Below are 19784 nucleotides of genomic sequence, written 5' to 3' on the forward strand. Positions count from 1 at the left end.
GTGCCGTCATTGCACGCGCCCGGGATTGCCTGGCACCTTGATTTTTCAGCTCATATGTGGTTTTGGAAGCTTTCAAAACAGGGCCTGCCGATGCAGGCGGTCCGGCTGCCGCGGCTGCGTGAAGCATCGCATTGAAGAGCGCCGGACACGAAACGGACCACAACATGGCACTCACGCTCGACATCGCGCGGGATAATCCGAACGCGCCAACGGTGACTGCAACGGCAGCACAAACCATATCCGGAGAAGAAAAACCGACGCTTGTGGGTCTTTCACGCGAGGAACTCGGCGAAGCGCTCGGCACGATCGGCGTGCCGCAGAAACAGTGGCGCATGCGCGCCTCCCAGCTCTGGCACTGGCTTTATGTGCGCGGCGTCTCCGACTTTTCCGAGATGACGAACATAGCCAAGGACCTGCGCCGGCAACTGGACGAGGCCTTCACCATCGCCCGCCCGGAGATCGTTTCCGAGCAGATCTCGGTCGATGGCACCCGCAAATGGCTTTTTCGGTTCCCGCCACGCGGTGCCGGCCGTCCGGTCGAGGTTGAAACTGTTTACATTCCCGAAGAGGGGCGCGGCACGCTTTGCGTTTCGTCGCAGGTCGGCTGCACACTGACATGCACCTTCTGCCACACCGGAACGCAGAAGCTGGTCCGCAACCTCACCTCAGAGGAAATTCTGTCACAGGTGCTCATGGCGCGTGACCGTCTTGGCGACTTTCCCGATGCCGACACGCCGCAAGGTGCCATCGTCCCGAGCGAGGGCCGCCTTGTGTCCAATATCGTCATGATGGGCATGGGCGAACCGCTCTACAATTTCGACAACGTCAAGAAGGCGCTTCTGATCGCCTCCGACGGCGATGGCCTGTCGCTCTCCAAGCGCCGCATCACCTTGTCGACATCAGGTGTCGTGCCGGAAATTTTCCGCACCGGAGACGAAATAGGCTGCATGCTGGCGATCTCGCTCCATGCCGTCCGCGACGATCTTCGCGACGTTCTGGTTCCGATCAACAAGAAGTGGAACATCGAGGCACTGCTTGACGCCTGCCGCAATTATCCGGGGCTTTCAAACGCCAAGCGGATCACGTTTGAATATGTGATGCTGAAGGGCGTCAACGACAGCAACCAGGACGCCCTGGACCTTGTGCGCTTGCTCAAGGGCATTCCGGCCAAGATCAATCTCATCCCGTTCAATCCCTGGCCGGGCTCCGAATATGAATGCTCGGACTGGGAGCGGATCGAGGAATTCGCGGACATCGTCAATCGGGCCGGATATGCTTCGCCCATTCGCACACCGCGTGGCCGCGACATCTTTGCCGCGTGCGGGCAGCTCAAGTCGGCGTCCGAGCGCATGCGCAAGAAAGACCGTGAAGCGCTCGCTGCGTCCTGATCAGTCCGCAACATCTGTCTGATGTTCCCGAAATGGAGTTGCCGGAGGGCTTCTTCAATCTCTCCGCGGCGTGCCATGGTAGTTTTACCGATCACTGCCCACCCCGGAAAAGACGGTCAACTGGCGTCAGCCATGCCACGACGCTCCCGAAAGCGCACGGAGCCGATAACGACGACACACAAGGCAGTGAAGTAACTCGTTTCTTAAAAGTCTTTACCGGAAGCTTGTATTACCATTGGCAGCGACCACTTCACCTGCACAGGCCCTGAAGCCGATTTTTGCGAAGGAAGTGCATTATGAGCAAAACCGTTTTGATTTTTGTGGCCCTGCTAATTCTGTCTGCGGTTCTCGTGGACGCGCTGGCGCAATCGGAGCCGTCCGACAGTCACATCGCGATCGAGGACCCGGCCGAACTGACCAAGGAAGAGGCTCGCCGCATCTACGATGACCTGAAGACCCGTATGGCCGGGCTCTACGCGGCATCGGAACTGGATGAAATCGGGAACTACCAGTCCTGGGAGATCTTCAACGACGCCCCCTTTGTCTCCGCGACCCATGGCCAGCGCTATGTCAACAATTATGCCAACGCCATTGCGGTCAACTACGCGGTGTTGAAAGAAGGTGAAAAGCTGCCGGTCGGCTCGGTTCTGGCGAAGGACAGCATCACCGTTACCGGTGACGGCCGAGTTTTCCCGGGAGCCATGTTCGGAATGGAAAAATTGCCCGCCGGCACAAACCCGGAGACCGCCGACTGGCGCTACTTCATGGTGATACCGGACGGATCGATCTTCGGCGACACGACCGGAGACAATCCCCACCTCATGGCCTATTGCCACGATTGCCACCTGGGTGTGGCCGAGCGGGACTTCACGTTCTTCGTGCCTGAGGAATACCGGATCCAATAGCAGATATGGATGTGTCGCCACGAAAAAGGCCGCCCTGAGGCGGCCTTTTGTTTTGCACGGCTGTGTCGGAGAGGATCAGACCAGCCCCGCCTTCGTCAGCGGCAGTTTGGTGACCCAGTCGTCCTTTGCCGCGGCAATGGCGTTGGCAACGGCGGGCCCGATCGGGGGCGTGCCCGGTTCACCGATGCCGGTCGGCGCTTCATTGGACGCAACGATATGCACCTCGATCTCCGGCATGTCGGAGATACGGATCGGCTCATAGGTGTCGAAATTTGTCTCTTCGACAACGCCATCAGCGAGCGTGACCTGGTTGCGCAGGATCGCGCCCAGTCCGTAGCCGATACCGCCCTCGACCTGCGCCCGGATGTTGTCCGGATTGATCGGTGTGCCGCAATCGACCGCCGCGACCACTTTCTCGACCTTCACCGTGCCGTCGTCGCGGAAGGAAACTTCCGCCACTTCAGCCACGTACGAGCCGAACGACTTGTGCACGGCGACACCGCGGTGCCGTCCTTCCGGAGCCGGTGTGTCCCAGCCGGCTTTCTCGGCGGCAAGTTTCAGGACATTCGCCTTGCGCGGATCGTCCTTGAGCAGTTCCAGGCGATACGCGACCGGGTCCTTGCCCGCTTCCTTGGCAATGCGGTCAACCATGGTCTCCATCACGTAGGCCGTGTGGGTGTGGCCGACGGACCGCCACCACAGGACCGGAACCTGGGTTTCCTGATAGGACTGATCCATGTTCATGAGCGGGAACGCGTAGGTCGTGTCGTGCGCACCCTCGGTCATGTTGTGATCGACGCCGTCCTTCATCAGCATTGACTCGAAAGGCGTGCCCTTGATGATCGACTTGGCCGCGATGTGGTACTTGAACGCGGTGACGTTGTTGTCCGCATCCAGTCCGACCTTGATCTTGTGCGCCGACATCGGACGATAGTAGCCACCGGCCATATCGTCCTCGCGGGTCCACACGATCTTGACCGGCGCAGGGTCCATCCCGGCGGCCTGCATGGCTTTCGCCAGGAAAGCGACTTCCGCGACCGGGTGACTGTCCGCCTGCGCACGACGGCCAAAGGACCCACCTGCCCACAAGGTGTTGATCTTCACCTTCTCGAACGGGACTTCGAGAATTGTGGCGGCCACGTTGTGATCGATAGTCTGGATCTGCGACCCGAGCCAGAGTTCCGCGGTCTCGCCATCGTAAAGAAGAGCCGCATCGAGCGGTTCCATGGCGCCATGGGCCAGGAACGGAAACTCGAAGTCGGCTTCGATTACCCGCGCGGACCCTTCAAGCGCTGCATCTGCATCACCGTCCTCCCGGACCTTGAGGCCCGGCTTCGCGGTCATGTCCTTCAGCTCCGCCATCATGGCATCGCTTGACCGGGTCTCCGCAGCGCTGTCGTCCCATTCGATTTCCAGAAGATCGCGCGCCTTGATCGCCGGCCAGGTGGATTCAGCGATAACGGCGACACCGTTCGGGATCTGCAGCACGTTGACGACGCCCGGCACAGCCTTGGCTTCGGTCGCGTCGAACGACTTCAGCGTGCCGCCGAACCTGGGCGAACGGGCGACGACGGCAACAAGCAGGTCGTCCCGCTGAAAGTCCATCGTGTAGGTGTTCGGAGCACCGACCGTCTTGTTCTTCACATCGACGCGCGGGAACGACTTTCCGATATAAACCCACTGGTCCGGAGTCTTCAGCACAGGTTCCGCCGGGACGTCCTGCTGCGCGGCAAGACCCGCAAGTTCACCAAGCGTGGCGGATTTGCCGGACGCGTGGCTGACAACACCATCGGAAACGCTGATTTCACCGGCCGGAACGCCCCAGTCCTGGGCTGCAGCGGCAACGATCATCGCCTTCGCTGCGGCACCGGCCTGCCGGTACTGCATGAAAGAGTTGGCCATGGCGGTGGACCCGCCCGTTCCCTGCACACCGAACAGGGTGTTGGCATAGACCTGCGGATTGGACGGCGCGTGCTCGGCGATAACCTGTTCCCAGGATGCGTCGAGTTCGTCGGCGACCAGCGTCGTCAGACCGGTTGCCGTGCCCTGCCCCTTGTCCAGGTGCTTGGACAAGACAACAACCGTGTTGTCGGGACGGATATGCACGAAGGGCTGGATGAATTCTCCCTCGCCGGCAGCTGCCTGGGCAGTGCGCGGAAGGTTCATCGCCAGGACGAGACCGCCGACGGTTCCGGCGGACATTTTCAGGAATGTGCGCCGTGACGGCGCAGCCGCTTCCAGCGGCTTCTGCAACAGATGCAACATGGATCAGGCCTCCATCTTGTCGGCTGCAAGGTGGATCGCCTTGCGGATACGGGCGTAGGTGGCGCAGCGGCAGACATTGCCGTCCATGGCGGCATCGATGTCTTCGTCGGTCGGCTTGGGCGTTTCGCTCAAGAGCGCGGTGGCCGCCATGATCTGGCCCGACTGGCAGTAGCCGCACTGCGGCACGTCGAGTTCGTTCCAGGCCGCCTGGACTGCGTCCGCAGCTTTGCCGTTGACGCCTTCGATCGTGGTGATTTCAGCGCCGTCCATATCGCCGACGAAAGTCTGGCAGGACCGGATCGGAACACCGTCCCAATGCACGGTGCAGGCGCCGCAGGACGCAATGCCGCAGCCGAATTTCGTGCCGGTCATTCCCAGTTCGTCGCGCAGAGCCCACAGCAGCGGGCTTTCGGGATCGGCATTGATCGTGCGCGTTTCCCCGTTGATTTTCAATGTTATTGACATGAGGTCATCTCCCTTGGCTGGCCTTTTCTGGCTAAGGGGTGTAAACTACACTGTGCAGTGTAATACCGACTTCGGCGTCTGTAAACGCCCTAGTTTACATAGAGCGCTTTTTTTGGGAAAAAAGGACGGGGCGAGGAAAAGAAAAAGAATGCAACCGGGGCTGAACTGAGCACGAGATGTCCGTATCCGACCAGAAGAAAAAGCAGATTGTGGAAGCCGCCATCGCGGAGTTTCAGGAAAAGGGCTATGCCGGGGCAAGCATGGACCGCATTTCCGAACGTGCGCAGGTTTCCAAGCGGACAGTCTATAATCATTTCGAAAGCAAGGATGTCCTGTTCCGGGCAATCAACCAATGCCTTGCCGATCAGATAAATTCCGCCCTCGAACTGCCCTATGATCCGGATCTGCCGATTCGCGACGCACTGGTCCGGCTGGGCTGGGCGGAAGGCGAATTGATGATCAATCCGTGTTTCATGAGCCTTGCGCGCATGATCATGAGCGAAACCATTCGTGATCCGGAACTCGCCGCCGACATGAACGCGCGCATGACCAAACTTGTCGTGTTCGCCGAATTCATCGAGCGCGCGACAGAGGAAGGCAAGTTGAAGGCGAAAGATCCCGCGGTTGCCGCAGAACAATTCCTGGGTCTCATCAAGTCACGCGCCTTTTTCCCGAACATCTACGCCGCCCGCGTTCCGGGCCGGGAGGAAATCGGCAGGATCATTGAAGAGAGCGTTGATTTGTTCCTGGCAAAATACGGCGTTGCCAAGCGCTACCCGCGCAAGGGCTGAAACAGCTGTGGTTCCCGGCCGTACATTTTCTCCGCGATAGATCCTCCACGCCCCTTTCAATGGGATAAGGAAGGGCATGGGCGCCGTCTTAGGGCAACGGCAGGACCAATACGTATTTCCGTTTGCGAGCCACGTCTCGCAGCTCGGGTTGTGGTGGCACCCGTTCCTGCGGTCCCGGCTATTGCCCTTCGCGGGGGAGGCCTATCGATATGCGCCGCGCCACACAGGCATGCGACACCGGTCGAAATGGGGATTATGACGGTGGTTTCATCATCTCTGAACACTTGAACTGTTCCTCCGGCCGACCCTCGTTGGCTCCCGGACTGGAGTGCATCTAGCCAGAATGACGGGAGGTCACGAAGTGACCGGCCAGGAACACTATCAAAAGTTGCGCTATTTGCATAAAACGCATCAAAAGATGCGGCATTCGAACCGATAGCTTACGTGCTCACTGTGCTAAAACACAAACGAAACACCCTTTAAAATATTGAATTTATTCATCTTTTCTTGCAGACTCACTTTTCACCCTCTGTTGCGGAGGCAAGAAAGATCTCGTGAGATCAGTGAAAAATTATACGCTCAAGAATTGCGCTAATTGCATAACTTTCAATTGATGGTTGAGCTACCTATAAGACTGCGCCAGGCAGAATCGGGGGACGCCGGCACAGAAGGCAAACCACGAGCGACCGATACCGGTCTTGCTCTTTCGGAAAGCCGGCCTGTGCCCGCAAACCTGCACCTGAACGGCGCATGTTGGTGCGATGCCCGCCCAGCAAACACCCGGTCAAGCAGCGTCGCCAGGCAACCATCCCAACACGCGCCGTCCGGACAACGCATCCATCTTGCCAGACAGAAGGCAGACAGCCAATGAACAGACTTAAATTACTCGGACTTGCCGTCCTGTTCGCAATCGCCAGCGTGACCGGCGCGAGCGCGACCAATACCATCAGCTTTCCGGTTCCCTCCGGTGTTCCCCAGGTCAAGGGCGGTTTCAAGAACGAGGCGGGTGTTGTCGTTACCAAGGTCAAGGTAAACCAGCAGTCCCAAAACGGCTGCGAGCAGATCGACAAATCCAATGACGCCAACCTCTCGGAGGGCAACGGCTTCTACGTCGAGTACAACCCGATGTGCGACTACGAATTCCACATCGAGGTGTCGGGCTGCCCGAACAAGGAACAGCATGTCTCCTCTTCCGACATCCAGAGCGGCCAGACCGAAGTCGTCCTGAAAGGCACGTGCGTCAACCTCAAGACCAGCCGCGAGGTGCCGTGAGCCAAACCCGCTCAACAACAGGAGAACCGGCCGTTTCGTGAACGGAAAAACCGCGGGAGCGTTCCGATCCGCTCCCTTCCGGGCCAACACCCGGGAAACAGAACTGTTTCCCGGGTGTTGGCTGCATCGCATCCCGCATACGGAATCGTACGAGGAGACAAACCCGCATGAGAAAGACGGTTCTGCTGATTGGAGCCATGCTGGCCGCACTTTCCACGACGGCATTTGCCGGCGGCAAGCGGCACATCACGCTTCATATCAACAACCAGACGGCCTACGACTTCACCAACGGCAACGCAAAGCACAAGCAGGTGCATGTCGACACCGTTCAGACAACGGTCAAGAAAGGCCGGACGGGCCTCGTCAAGTTTCATTTCGACGAGGACTCGTTTTCCGACGTCATGATGAACGTGACCTATCTGGTTGCCACCGGCAATGGCGAGGAGGTCGAACTCAAGTACCACATCGATACAAGCGGTTCGGCTTGCAAGATCGTCACCCCGCCGGACCTTGAGGGCAACTACAACGACTGCCACGACATCGACGTTCACTATGACTTTGCAAACAAGTAACGCCCTGGCCTGGACCCCACCGCAATGCGAAGACAACAGTTTCTGAACCTCGTGTTCCTGCTCCCGTTCAACCGCTCTCAACGCGGGCGGGCCGGGCTTCGTTCGCGCTCGCAGCCGGCCATTTTTCTTGTCCTTTCGGTATTGCTCGGCGCATGTGCCGGTAACCTCGTCACCGACAGCGGGGTCTACTACAATCGTGGACTGGAAAGCTCCTACAACGACCTTCTGCTCGCCAATGTCATCCGCTCCGCCAAAGGACTTCCGACCTATTTCTCCGCCGTTGGCGACTATTCCGCCAACGCGGACATGTCCATCAGCAATGACTTTTCCCTTAGCGGGGAACTGGGCGAACTCTTTCTCAGCGACCTTGATCTGAGCACCAGCACGAGCCGTGACTTCGGCCGGAACGCGAACGTCTCCTCCCTTGAATCGGAAACATTCGTGCAGGCAATGCTCACCCCGCTGAGCCCGAAGCTTTTCTTCCTTCTGGCCGAAGGGCGCTCGCGCCAGCGGCTCGATCTTCTGTCCGTGCTTGCGGTGAAGTGGATCCTGATTCCCGAGGCAACTGTCGTGCGCATCCGTACGGCGGCACTTGAGGCCTGCAGCCGGGAGGCCCATACCTATTCCAGGGAGCTGCGCGCGGTCTGCTCGAATTATCCGCAAACGGTCGCCGAAGCCGCCTGTGCCGGACCACTGCGGCCCAATAGCCAGGAAAAGGTTCTGCTGCGCAGCGACCCTTCCAATCATTGTTCCCATGTGCGTTTCCGGCACCTGATGGAAGCCATCACCATTTTGCAGCCCGCCCTGTTGCGCAACAGTGCACCGGGCGCCATCACACTGATCGCACAGGAACAATTGCACCAGGAAAACACGGCTTCGGGCAAACAGGTTGCAGCCGTCGCAACCACGAAGGACGGATCGAAAAATTCAGCGGCAAGGCCGACCCGGCAGGATGCGTCCTCGACGGCCCTGATTTTCGGCAAGGACAGCGACTATGCGCTTCGCTCTCCGAACGAGATCCTGCAGTATCTCGGTGGCGCTGTCCGCGCCATGCACCGGCACGGGTCCGGGCCAAGGCTGATCGGGCCGGACGGGCGCAAAATACCGGTCTTCGAGGTGGTAGCGGGCCCCTTTGGCCTTGGCAGCGCAATCGATGTGAGGGTCGATGGTGAACGTTTCGGCATTCGAACACACAGGCTGACGGAGGACCCGGGCAGTTTCACCGTGCAATCCCTTGCCATCCTCAAAGATATCATCAGTATCAACACATCCCAAAATGTCCTGCCGAAAAACCCGACGGTCTTCCTGCGCTAGTGCGGTGAAATTGAAGTTCGCATCATTGCTCCCGCAGCTTCCGCGTCCATTCTGCCTGCCCGGAGACGAAGCTGCTTGATTGCCATGGCCACCCATCGCGTCCGGTTTGACCTGAAACGGACTGCGATGGGCGATTTCCCTTCAATCGACTTGCCATCCCGGCAGCGGCAAAGCGAAAGGCCGAGGTGAAAAATCCGGAATGAACCGTGTCACGGCCCGGAGCCGAACGGAGCTTTCCGGGCCGGTTCGGCAAATGCCCGCACCGCCTTTGACGAACCTTGCGGAAATAACTGCGCAGAATGCCTAAGACTATTCTTACCTATTGATTTCAAAAGGCTTTGTAGCGAAAAGACGCACATTTGCCATGCGCTGGCCGTATAACCACACGTAGCGGTCTCCCCTAACATCCAACCGGTATCGCCGGCTGCCTGCAAGACGCGCCCTTCCGGACGGCGTTGGGTCGTCGCTGATCGCCGCCCAACCGCATTTCAGCTGAACACAGGGGGTCGCCCGGATGGCAACGAAAGAAATGTTCTGGTTAACCGGTCACACACAGGCCGGCACGACGCTGTTGCAGAAACTTTTCGATGCTCACCCCGACTGCGCCACTTACCCGGTTGAACCTTACTTCTACAGACTCTTTCCAAAAGAGCAGTTCGCCTGCCCGGACGACCTGAAACGTAAGTTCCTTTTCCACCTGAGCAACAGAATGCATCTGTCGGAGAGATTCGCCATCGGCGGCAACCGCGAGGCCTGGCTTGAAAAGGAAAACCTGTTTCTGGCTTACGAAACGGCCTCCAGAAGCCGCTGCCGCAAGGGTTCAACGAAACGGGGCGGTCTGGATGAGGTGTTTCACAAGAGCTATTATTTCAATCTTCACAACGAGATCCACGCCATTCCCGGCATCGCCCCTCGGAAATATGTGGAGGCGGCTTTCGCAGCCTTCCGGGCTGCAAGCGCCGAGGCTATGCCTCAATTCAGGCTTGGACCCCACGACACATTCAAACACCCTTGCGGACGCCTGCGCCCGGACACATTCGACTGGTTCTTTGACAATTGGCCGGAAGGCAAGGCCGTGTTCCTGACCCGTAACCCGTTCGCACGTATCTGGAGCCACATGGAACATGCGAGAAAAAAGAAGGGTGCATGCCTGCGTCATTCGGAAGATGCCAATGCCTTCAACAGCGTCGCCAAGACATACGCAACGGACTACGTCGCAGCCGCGTCGCTGGAACAGTCCAGGAGCGTTCTGAAGGTCAACTACGAGGATCTCGTCACAAAGCCGGAAGCCACGTTGAGGCACATCTGCGGGTTTCTGGGGATCGACTTCAGCGCGTCACTGCTTAAGCCGACAAGACTGGGGTGTGACGACGATGTTTCAACCAATCGAACCGGTGCAAAGGGGATCAATACCAACAGCCTGCACAGGTGGAAATCCAATCTTTCCAGGAAAGAGCAGGCGATCATACACGCGTGCGTGCTGCGCGCCCGCGCCCGCAAGATCTACCGGCCCGCAAAATACCGGATCAACGTCAGCTAAACCCGGACCGAATTGCCGCTGTTTCAGGTCCCTGCGTCAAGCACGGCAACTGCCGCGCGCATCCTCCAAGAGCCGCGATCGCGTTTCGGACGGCAGTTCGCAGAACTGCCTGTTGTAGTAACTGGTGAATCTGCTCCAATCCCAAAAGCCTTCTTCCGCAGCGATATCTCCGATGCTTTCCTGTTCGAAAGTCTTGTCCAGCAGTTTCTGCCGGGCATTTTGCAGTCGTGCCAGCCGTGAGTAGGCCAGCGGCCCCATGTTCACCTGGTTGGAAAACGCCAGCTCGAAAAGCCTCTGGGACCCGAAATCCCTGATGGAAGATTTGAACCGCTTTCCCACATCCTCCCGCACACCAAGCAGCAGCCGGCGCGCCAGCAGGAAACGTTCGCGTGCCTTGGAAGGCTTGTGTGTGACATAGCTGTTCTGGCGCAACCATTCCAGATTGAACCCGATGACAAGGTCCAGAATGAAGGCCTGATCCACCGCTTCGCGTATGGCTTTCGCCCGGCCCGAAACCATGCTTTCCAGCACCGCAAGGGCGCCGCTTCGGAACCTCTCGGCGAGCAGGAATGAACTCACCAGCACGGGCCGTTCGCGGACGCTGGAAAACCAGTCGGCGACTTCAGGCAGAATGGCCGGATGCGAAAGCAGGGCGTTCATTTCCACTTTTGCGACAACAGACAGACAGTCCGGAGGCAGAACCGTGTGATGTTCCGCCTTCGGCGGTCCCACAAGGACCCAGTCGGTTGTCGTGGTGACGCCGCCGAAGGCAACGTCTTCAGTCAGTCCGCTAATAGCGGCGACAAATGTAAAGTCGCCGTCGGGAAGCAGCAACTCCACTTCCAGCGCCCGGTTGTAGTTCTCGACAAAAATCGACGCGGCACCCGTCTGCATCGCGAGCAGACGTCCCTTGAACCGGCCAGGGGTCAGCTGAATTGACTTGTGATTGTCGAGCAGGAGATCGAGCTGCGAATGACAGTCGTTCAGCTCAAGATAAGTGACACATTCATGTTGCCCGTCTCGTGCGGAAGACGGGAACCAGACGCTGTTCAACTGACCACTCCACGGGTTTGCGGGCCGGGAGCAGCTGCGTGCGAACGGCGGACTTTCGTTTCCGTGTCGGCTTGCTGCGGTGGGCAAGTCCCCTGTTTGACCTTAACGGTTTTCCGGTTGCTTTCCATTGGCTCGATCCAGCGCAAGCGAATTTGTGATGACATGGTTTTTGTTTCTTATCGATTGGCACACAGGCAAGGTCCCCTTTCAGGACCTGGGAGCTTTCTCTGTCGCTCGGACATGAGTCATGCGCCCCTGCCGTGACATTTCATGCGCGTTTCGGACGGAAGTTCGTTGAACTGTCTGCGGTAGTAAGACGTGAACCTGCTCCAGTCCCAGAAGCCTTCTTCGGCAGCAATATCGCCGATGCTTTCTTCATCGAGGGTCTTGTCAAGCAGCTTCCGCCGCGCATTGTGCAGCCGCGCTATCCGCGAGTAGGACAGCGGCCCCATGTTCACCTGGTTGGAAAACGCCAGTTCGACAAGGCGCTGCGATCCGATCTTGCGCGAGGCCACCCTGAAGTGTTCGTTCACGTCTTCATGCGCCTCCAGCAGAAGTTTTCTGGCAAGCAGAAAACGTTCACGCGCGCGCGAGGTCTTGTGCGTCGCGATCGTGCTCTGCCGCAACCACTCCATGTTGAATCCGTTCACCAATCCGCACACGAATGCCTTGTCCGCTGCAGCCCTGAAGGCCTGGGCTTGTATCGACAACAGGCTTTCGATCACCACCTGAACATCCGCACGAAAACGTTCCGCGAGCCAGGGTGACGTCACAAACACGGGACGCTTGGGTAGTTCGAGGAACCAGTCGGCAACCTCAGGCAGCAGGGCCGGATGGTTCAATAGCGAACCCTTTTTGAGCCGGGCGAGCAAAAGAACGCTTTCAGAGGGCACAAGAGCAACATGTTCGGCACCCGGCGCCGCAACCTGCAACCAGTCCGTCGACTTCGTAACCCCCCCAAACGGGACATCCGGTTCGCCGCGGACAACAGCGGTTACGAAGGAGAAGGCATCCGGAGAGATCGAAACTTCTTTTTCAAGCGGCTGGTTGCTGTATTCGACATAAATCGAAACATCGCCAACATCCGCAACGAACAACCGTCCATTGAAGGACCCCGCACCCAGTTGCAGGCAACCGCTCCGGTTGCCGAAACGGGTCGACTGTGCATTGCAGTCGAAAAACTCTTCATCGAGAATGAAGTCGTTTTCGTTCGTCAATCCGGTCGCCGGAAACCAGTTTCCAAACATTGTTGTTCCCACGTTGATCGGTCGCTGGCGACAAACGTGCGGAACGCTTTTTGCTGTCGATCTGGCCGGACCAAAACCGATCTGGCTGCATTCTCACACGACTTGCCGCGAAGGAAACGGTATCACCGCCCTCAAAAGCTCTATTTTTTTATAATTTGTTAACATCAGAATAAGGCGATATCCGCCTTGCGGTTATGCAGTTTGCGAAAAAATGACGCCCCGCCAGTTAAAAATATTTAAGAAAGAAATCTGAAGTTTAGTTTCTTCAATATGCAGCCTGAGAAACATGTCACGCGTCCGCTGCCCGGGTCATTCCGTAGAGCCGTCACAACACAATTTAACACATCAAACCGCATCTGCCGGTCCGGTGGTTTCGTTTGCCGCGCACCGCCGTCGCCGAGACGTGAGCCGGTCGCTCTTCTACCCCCTCCAATTGCCAATCCGGAAACGGCGAGAAACCGTTGCTGCGCTAAAAGCATAACACTCCCGCAGGATTTCATGGTCCGATGGACGCTGAACGGATCCTCAGATTCGCTTACTAGTTACGGAGATTGTTGTGACGGGTATTACTCCTAAGCAAAAGGAATGTCTTGAGTGCATCTCTCACTACATCAGCCAGAATGGCCATAGCCCATCACTGGCCGAAATCGGAGAGACTCTCTCGCAAAGTGCTGTAGCGATTCATCACAAGGTCAATTCCCTCGCAGAGCGGGGTTACTTGACGAAAAGCCGTGGCAAAAGAACGCTTGCGCTGACGAAGAAATCAAAACAATTGCTCGCACATCTTGCGCTGAACGACTGACGTGTGCCGGCGTGTCTCGCAACAGCGCGGCATCGCAGGCATCGCAACCTTGCCTCGGCCACGCTGACGTTCCCAACAAGGTTGAAGGGCCTTGCAACCATGCCGCGGAATATCTTCTTTACATTGGCGTTAGTACTCGCCGTCCCCGCCGCTGCCGATCAGGACCCGAACAGACCGACTGACAAGATCGCAGCCGACCTGAATATCGAGGAAGCCGTTTTCATCGAATGCTTCAAGCCGGTGAATCCGGAACCGGACAAATACCCTTCAGGCCAAGAACAACGCGCCAACAAGGCAATCCTTCTCCCGTGTCTTCAAAAAGCCAATCCGGCGATCAGCAATGAGCGTCTCGACAGGGTCATGGACAAGTACAGACCCGAAGGCGCGTTTCGGAAATAATCCGGCCGCTCTGTGCCGCACCGATCCGAGCCGGAAAAATGCCGGTTGACTCCGCCATGCGAGGCGCGCGCCAGTCCAAGAGCCTGCCAAACGTGTTTCATTAGGGTACGGCCCCATAAATGAGACTGAAATGGCGTGTGAAATGGCGAAATCCCGTCAGGAAGCGTGTGTGGAGCGGGCTTCCTGCCCGGTCAAGCACGCTGACGCCACGGGATGACGCCATTTCCATGTCCGTCGGATTTGACCGTCTTGCGCCTCCTCCGCGTCGCGCAAGGCCTGCAAATGAATCCCATTTCCTGCGTTTGCCCTCCTTGACGGGAAGCAAGCCGCCTCAAACCATTTCGCCCTCATTTATGAGACCATCACCTAGAGACGGATCGCGAAGCGTGCCATGCCCTGGAACGCGTCGATGACGCTTGAAAGCGTCCCCTGGCCGTCCAGAGTGAAGCTGGCCCGCGGCCCGAGGTCGAGATGCAGCGCTGCCCCCAGAAAGACGGCCGATAGGCCCGTTGTTCCGAGGCCGACGGATTTGGGAATGCCGACAAGCGTGACCGGCACATCGTCGGCGCCGATGGAACCGCGCAAAAGGTAGCCCGCCCGGCCGGACAGCGTGGCCGGACCGAAATCCCTGGAGACCCCCAACTCGATATCTGCTTCCAGCACGCCAAGCGAATGAGCGCTCACCGTCGCGTTGGCCTTCGAACCGCCTTCCCTGTAGCCGCCGATATGCGTCAGGCCATAGCGTCCCCGCAAGGTTGGCGTAACAACAAGTCCCGTGCCGCCGATGGTCATATCGGCAGCAAGCGTTGCCTCAGACGTGAGGAACCAGCTGTCGTAGGATACCGAAGCACTGCTCTCACCACGCGTCAGGCCACCGCTCAGGGCTGTATTGTCGTTGATGAAACGGTGGCTGTCGTTCCGCTGCCAGCCGCCCGAAACGCCCAACCCGACAGTCACTGGCCCAAAGCGCCGATCGCCATGGAGTCCGGTAAAAACGCCGTGGCTGTCGATGTCCTGCGCATCCGCCCATACGCTATCTGCCGTGATCGAGCCGCTGAGATAGCCCGCCATGACGCCAAGGCGCGTGTCGGCCGATTGTTCCCACGCATAGCCTATGGCAGCCCCTGCCTGGTCAATGCGTTGTTGCAGGGTTGTATCGTCACCGCCGTAGCTGGCGGCACTGCCAAATCCGGTGATCCAGAAGCGACCGGCTTGAAGCCCGTAGCGATGCTCCGGCAACGGTTCTTCACCCAGCAGGGCTGTGAAGCCCGCCACAGCGCGCGCCCGTCCGTTCGTAAACGCCAGTGCAGCGGCCGGTCTTTTGCCAGGCCCTCGTGCTTGCGCGAGACCGGCCCGTCCAAGCTGCGCCAGTGTATTTGCCGTATCGGCAAACTGGTTGAAGCCCGCCGTCAAACCGGTCGGATCGAAGGTGGCAAATTGTCCCGTCGTGCTGTTGTAGAACCATGGAACGGAACCGGACAGATTGGCCTTGCCTCCGGCGATGTTGGCAGTGGGGACCTGCCAGAGCACCGAGTGTGAGGCTCCCGTCACGATGTTGAGTGTTGTCGGAGCATCGAAAGTGATCGTCCCGCCCAGATATCCCGCGGAGCCAAGAGTGACGATGTTGTTTGTGGCATTGTTGCCAGTCTGGATCGCGTCGGCGCGTTCCGCAATTATTCGGCCAGTGTTGGTGGTCACGAAGTTGGCGGCATCGCTGGAAATCGCGGTGGCACCACTGCCCTGCGTCCAGATGGTTCCCCTGTTTGAGACAGTCGTATTGTTCCCGAAGTTCAAAACTCCGATCGCGTTCTCTTCAAGTGTCTTTATTGTGCCGGCGTTTACGATTGTCGCGTCGCCTCCGATATTTATAATTCCTATGGAGTCGAACCCATTTGTCCGGATCAGGCCGTTATTCAGGATGTTGAACTTATTGCCGACGTTATAGACACCAAATGAAACGGCGCCGTCTGTCGCAATAGTCCCCAAATTGTTCACGGCGTTGCCGTAGTTGCCGCTTACGATCGCATCATCAAGGATTGCCGTGGTGGTAACGCTGCCGACTTCCTCAATCAACAAATTCGTGTCGCCAAGCAGAAAACGGGTCGTCGTCACAGGCGAACTTATCACTTCATCGGCGCGAGTGAGCGAAGCTGGAGCAATGAACAGCATTCCAACGGCAACGGATGTCAGCCAGGGCTGACTTATATTTCTCGGCATTCCGGACGTCTCTTGAGTCGGACGTCCCCCACACGTTTGATGCTTTGATTTTTGTTCGTTATGGTTAACAAAACATATACTTAGCGGTGTGCATGGGTGGCCCACCGCTCATTGAAATAAGCAGATTTGACAATAAAAACGCGGACCCAAGTCGGTGACCGCACAAATTGCCGTTAGGTCGAAATGACACTTTTCAGGATGAAGACACGCTGCATCGGCAATACGGACGTGGCGCATATCCGCGTTCCGGAACACCGCCGCCGCTCCAGGTGCTTGGAAAGAAAGGTATTTTCTCTTTGGTCAGAACTTGCGGAGGAAACAATCAGCACGGCTTGCCTGGATCCCGAAGAGCACCCGGGGCGCAGCTATGGCGATGGGTGGACGGCTGTTTGTCGTTCCCGGCGCCTACATGGCAATTTTTTTTGCGCCTGATCCGGCCATAACCGGTATCAAGCACCGACTTTTTGAAAACCTTGAACAGATTCGAATCCAGCTTCCCCGGCATCCTTGCCATCTCCTGGATCGCCTGGCGTGGTGACATGGCGCTCTTGGTGCCCCTGATTTCCGTAAGTGTTGAATAGAGATCTGCAAGCGTAATCAGACGCACCAGAAACGGGATTTGGTTCCCTTTCAATCCGTCGGGATAACCTGTCCCATCCATCATCTCGTGATGCCAGACCGCGACGTCGACCACGCTTTTCGGAACATGCGTGTTCGTTTTCAGGATCTCGCGCGTAAATTCCGGATGTCTCCTGATAAATGCGTCTTCTTTTTCCGTTGGCCGGCCGGGTTTGTCGAGAATGGACAATGGGATCTTCACTTTCCCGAGGTCATGGACAAGGGCGCTGAGTGCCACAAGCATCTGCTGTTCCTTGGAGAGCCCGAGATCAATCGCGAAAGAAACCGCCTGTCCCGTCACCAGAAGAGTATGCCGGTAGCTGTGGCTGTGATGGCTTTGAGCCGCTTCGAGCCACGACCTGACACCCTCCTTGGCGATGGTTTCCGTGATGTTTTTCGCTGCATCGGTGAGTTTGGAAACCGGCAGGTCACGGCCCAGAATTGCGGACAGGGAAACAGTTGCGAGCGTCCTGCAGGCGCTGCCGACAGCCGATCGAATGTCGTCGGGAAACTCTCGTGACAGATTAGGCTCATAATAGTCGCCGGCCACCGACCGCAAAGTGGCAAGAAGCGCCGACAGGCTTTCGCGACGGTCCACAAGCTTCTGACATCCGAATTCGTGTGCCTGGAACACTTGCTTGCGGTTACGCTGGTCCAGAACGCATATGGAAAGTCCGCAACCCAAGGCGAGCGCGGATTTCAGCGACCGAAGGTCGTCTTCTGTGAGGCCAAGGAAATCCACGACCAGCGTGGTTTCCGCTGAGGGCGGTGCCGTTTCCAGGCCCTTCACATCAAGAAAGTCTATCGGAAAGAGGGACGCAATTATGCTGTAGCGCCTGGCTGCCTTGACCCGATCGGCGGAAACGATTGCGATCCTGCGCATCTATGCCACCACCTCAAAGTGCGCCTGCCGTGCTGGCAGGAGAGACGGCTGCTCGCTATTTCCGCAAGCAGCGCACTCCAAATTTGATTTCTTTCGAAGAAGGCTAGTGCCCGCGTCGCAGAGAAAGCCGGCAAACGCACGGCAGTTTGCCGCGATCAATGCTGAAGGAGGTGCGAACTTGAAAAAGGTACACGGAGCATCGCCCAATCGAGCCGGAAGTAATCTGGATAACTTCAGGCTGTAGCGGCGATCCAAAAAGGTCTCTTCCGGCATATCGGACGCCTCTCTACTCAGACGTCCCCCACACGTAGATTGATCTTAAGACAGCATAGTTAAAAATTGAATAACAAAAGAACTATCAAAACAAAACAATCCAATAAAAAAATTGAAATGCTCAGATTTTTCTTTATTTTTATTTGCGTAGCAAGATGAGATAACTTGATAGAATGCAAAAATAGACGTGTTTACACTCGGCCATGACAAGACGCATGGCAAGTGTCAGCTTGTTCGCATCGCTTTTCGCCGCGTCGCAGACGGCAATTCGCCAAAATGCTTGCTGTAGTAGGCCGTGAACCTGCTCCAGTCCCAGAAACCTTCCTGCGCGGCGATGTTTCCGATCGACTCACTGAAGAAGCGTTTTTCTCGCAGCTTCCGTCGCGCATTGTGCAGCCTGACAATGCGCGCATAGGACCGCGGCCCCATTTTGACGTGCTCGGAAAAGGCCTGTTCAACCGAACGCTTCGAACCAAGCTTCGACAAAGCGTCATTGCTGTCGCCTCCCTGGTAGAGATCGCGCTCAGCCAGCAGGTGCCTTGCTTTGAGAAAGCGATCCAGGGCGGGGGATCGGTGGATAACGTTATAGTCTCCACGCTCGAGCCATTCGAGGGAAAACCCAGCCGCGATGCTTGAAATCAGCGCCTGATGAATAATGTGAGCGGTTTTGGTTTCGTTGGCCGGAAGAATTCCCTTCGCGCTTTGAAGTGTCATCAGCGCGTCGTCCTGTATCCGGCTTGCCAACCGCCGCGACCTGACAAACTCGCCGTCCCGCTTCAGAGATCTGAACCAGCTTCCAACATCGGGAACCAGATTTTCGCTGTTGAGCAGCGCCTCGCACTCCACCGTCATCATAAGCAAAGGGCATTGGGTTGGTGTCGGCGCAACGGCTTGGCCGCCGGGTGGCAACACATAGACCCACGTACCCGCACCCTGAACGCCGAAAACCGCATCTTTGCAGCTTTCACAAAGACATGTGCAGAAAAGAAACTTGTCCTGATCCACCTTCATGCATTGCTCGATGGCCTGCTCGCTCTGCGTGACATGTATTGAAATCCGGTCCACCAGGGCAAAAACGACACTTCCCTCAAAGGCCCCGGGACTGAGTTGAATGCTCTCAAGTTTGATTCCCTTGAACAGACTTGCGTGATGTTCGAGATCGTTGCTGTCGCACTTGTACAAGACTGAAGAATCGACATTCAATTCTTCGAAATTCGAAAGTTTATTGAATCCAACCAATTCATTCATCGAACTACTCTCGGAACGACGTTCTTCACTCCATGAGAATCTCTTCAGATTTCCGGCCGCCACGACGTCACGCTTGACCGGACGTCTTCCGATGCCGCTCCTTCTTCGGGTCCTTTTCGGCAGAGCCGAAAGCCTCCGTGCGGGCCGGCGGCGGGCCACAGCCCAGCGCTCGGCGGAATTCGCGTGCCAGCACCCCTGGTGCGCCAGGTGCCCTTGTGTGGCGCATCCGATCGATCGCCCGCGAGCCGGAACTGCGATGGCGACCGCCCATCCGGGCAACGCAGGACCTAGACAGGTGTGGGGGACCTTTCTCATGAGTGCCTGCGCATTGACCGGATGGGCGGCGACATCCGACTTGACGAATCCCGCACGCCCCCCTTACGAGAAGGTTGCAACGGTAATGCAACGCCATGCCGAACCCCGAAGCGGCACGCGAACGAGCACACTCGCTCCGCCCGACCCTCGCCGATGCGTGAGGGCGGAACCCGCTTCTGAACTGAACTTGATTGCCGTAACGCGAGAACTTGCCCGG

At 57.6% G+C, this 19784-nt stretch carries 16 protein-coding genes; 9 read left to right on the top strand and 7 right to left on the bottom strand.

The features are described 5' to 3' along the window. Positions 1 to 164: 164 nt before the first annotated feature. Positions 165 to 1388: a 23S rRNA (adenine(2503)-C(2))-methyltransferase RlmN gene (gene rlmN / locus RBB49_RS10880; RefSeq protein WP_306142800.1), complete on the top strand. Its 1224-nt coding sequence runs from the start codon at positions 165 to 167 to the stop codon at positions 1386 to 1388. A 296-nt stretch (positions 1389 to 1684) separates the two neighbouring features. Continuing rightward, positions 1685 to 2293: a cytochrome P460 family protein gene (locus tag RBB49_RS10885; RefSeq protein ID WP_306142801.1), complete on the top strand. Its 609-nt coding sequence runs from the start codon at positions 1685 to 1687 to the stop codon at positions 2291 to 2293. A gap of 75 nt (positions 2294 to 2368) precedes the next feature. Here RBB49_RS10885 and RBB49_RS10890 read toward each other — a convergent pair whose 3' ends face one another. Next, positions 2369 to 4558, bottom strand: a complete 2190-nt coding sequence (locus RBB49_RS10890; RefSeq protein ID WP_306142802.1) for a xanthine dehydrogenase family protein molybdopterin-binding subunit — start codon at positions 4556 to 4558, stop codon at positions 2369 to 2371. 3 nt (positions 4559 to 4561) lie between these two features. Further along, positions 4562 to 5023 (bottom strand): (2Fe-2S)-binding protein, encoded by a 462-nt coding sequence (locus RBB49_RS10895; RefSeq protein WP_306142803.1) that lies wholly within the window; start codon positions 5021 to 5023, stop codon positions 4562 to 4564. 176 nt (positions 5024 to 5199) lie between these two features. Between RBB49_RS10895 and RBB49_RS10900 the strand changes: the two genes are divergently transcribed. From RBB49_RS10900 to RBB49_RS10920, 5 genes are all read left to right on the top strand, one after another. After that, entirely contained in the window at positions 5200 to 5814 is a 615-nt protein-coding gene (locus RBB49_RS10900) for a TetR/AcrR family transcriptional regulator (RefSeq protein WP_306142804.1), read from the top strand. Between the two features lie 867 nt (positions 5815 to 6681). Continuing rightward, positions 6682 to 7086 carry a hypothetical protein gene (locus RBB49_RS10905; RefSeq protein WP_306142806.1) on the top strand — a complete coding sequence of 135 codons (405 nt, stop codon included), beginning with the start codon at positions 6682 to 6684 and terminating at the stop codon, positions 7084 to 7086. A 167-nt stretch (positions 7087 to 7253) separates the two neighbouring features. Then, on the top strand, positions 7254 to 7658 hold the full coding sequence (locus RBB49_RS10910) for a hypothetical protein (protein ID WP_306142807.1): 405 nt from the start codon (positions 7254 to 7256) through the stop codon (positions 7656 to 7658). 24 nt (positions 7659 to 7682) lie between these two features. Further along, a complete protein-coding gene (locus RBB49_RS10915) occupies positions 7683 to 8972 on the top strand; it encodes a hypothetical protein (protein WP_306142809.1) in 1290 nt (429 codons plus the stop codon). A gap of 514 nt (positions 8973 to 9486) precedes the next feature. Beyond that, complete coding sequence (locus tag RBB49_RS10920) at positions 9487 to 10512, top strand: sulfotransferase (protein ID WP_306142810.1); 1026 nt, start codon at positions 9487 to 9489, stop codon at positions 10510 to 10512. 36 nt (positions 10513 to 10548) lie between these two features. Here the strand turns inward: RBB49_RS10920 and RBB49_RS10925 are convergent, their stop codons facing one another. Beyond that, positions 10549 to 11565, bottom strand: a complete 1017-nt coding sequence (locus RBB49_RS10925) for a helix-turn-helix domain-containing protein (protein WP_306142811.1) — start codon at positions 11563 to 11565, stop codon at positions 10549 to 10551. Between the two features lie 245 nt (positions 11566 to 11810). Next, positions 11811 to 12812 (bottom strand): AraC family transcriptional regulator, encoded by a 1002-nt coding sequence (locus tag RBB49_RS10930; RefSeq protein ID WP_306142812.1) that lies wholly within the window; start codon positions 12810 to 12812, stop codon positions 11811 to 11813. 556 nt (positions 12813 to 13368) lie between these two features. Here RBB49_RS10930 and RBB49_RS10935 point away from each other — a divergent pair. Both RBB49_RS10935 and RBB49_RS10940 read left to right on the top strand, forming a co-directional pair. Next, positions 13369 to 13614, top strand: a complete 246-nt coding sequence (locus RBB49_RS10935; RefSeq protein ID WP_306142813.1) for a LexA family transcriptional regulator — start codon at positions 13369 to 13371, stop codon at positions 13612 to 13614. 123 nt (positions 13615 to 13737) lie between these two features. Further along, positions 13738 to 14013, top strand: coding sequence for a hypothetical protein (locus tag RBB49_RS10940; RefSeq protein WP_306142814.1), 276 nt, complete (start codon positions 13738 to 13740; stop codon positions 14011 to 14013). Positions 14014 to 14379: 366 nt separating this feature from the next. On the opposite strand, the gene RBB49_RS10945 is transcribed toward RBB49_RS10940, so the two are convergent. The 3 genes from RBB49_RS10945 to RBB49_RS10955 form a co-directional block, all read right to left on the bottom strand. Then, complete coding sequence (locus RBB49_RS10945; RefSeq protein ID WP_306142815.1) at positions 14380 to 16230, bottom strand: autotransporter outer membrane beta-barrel domain-containing protein; 1851 nt, start codon at positions 16228 to 16230, stop codon at positions 14380 to 14382. 322 nt (positions 16231 to 16552) lie between these two features. Next, positions 16553 to 17731: an HD-GYP domain-containing protein gene (locus RBB49_RS10950; protein WP_306142816.1), complete on the bottom strand. Its 1179-nt coding sequence runs from the start codon at positions 17729 to 17731 to the stop codon at positions 16553 to 16555. Positions 17732 to 18229: 498 nt separating this feature from the next. After that, on the bottom strand, positions 18230 to 19315 hold the full coding sequence (locus RBB49_RS10955; protein ID WP_306142817.1) for a helix-turn-helix domain-containing protein: 1086 nt from the start codon (positions 19313 to 19315) through the stop codon (positions 18230 to 18232). Between the last annotated feature and the right edge of the window lie 469 nt (positions 19316 to 19784).

The organism is Roseibium sp. MMSF_3412, from assembly GCF_030733265.1.
In the GTDB taxonomy this organism is placed as follows: domain Bacteria; phylum Pseudomonadota; class Alphaproteobacteria; order Rhizobiales; family Stappiaceae; genus Roseibium.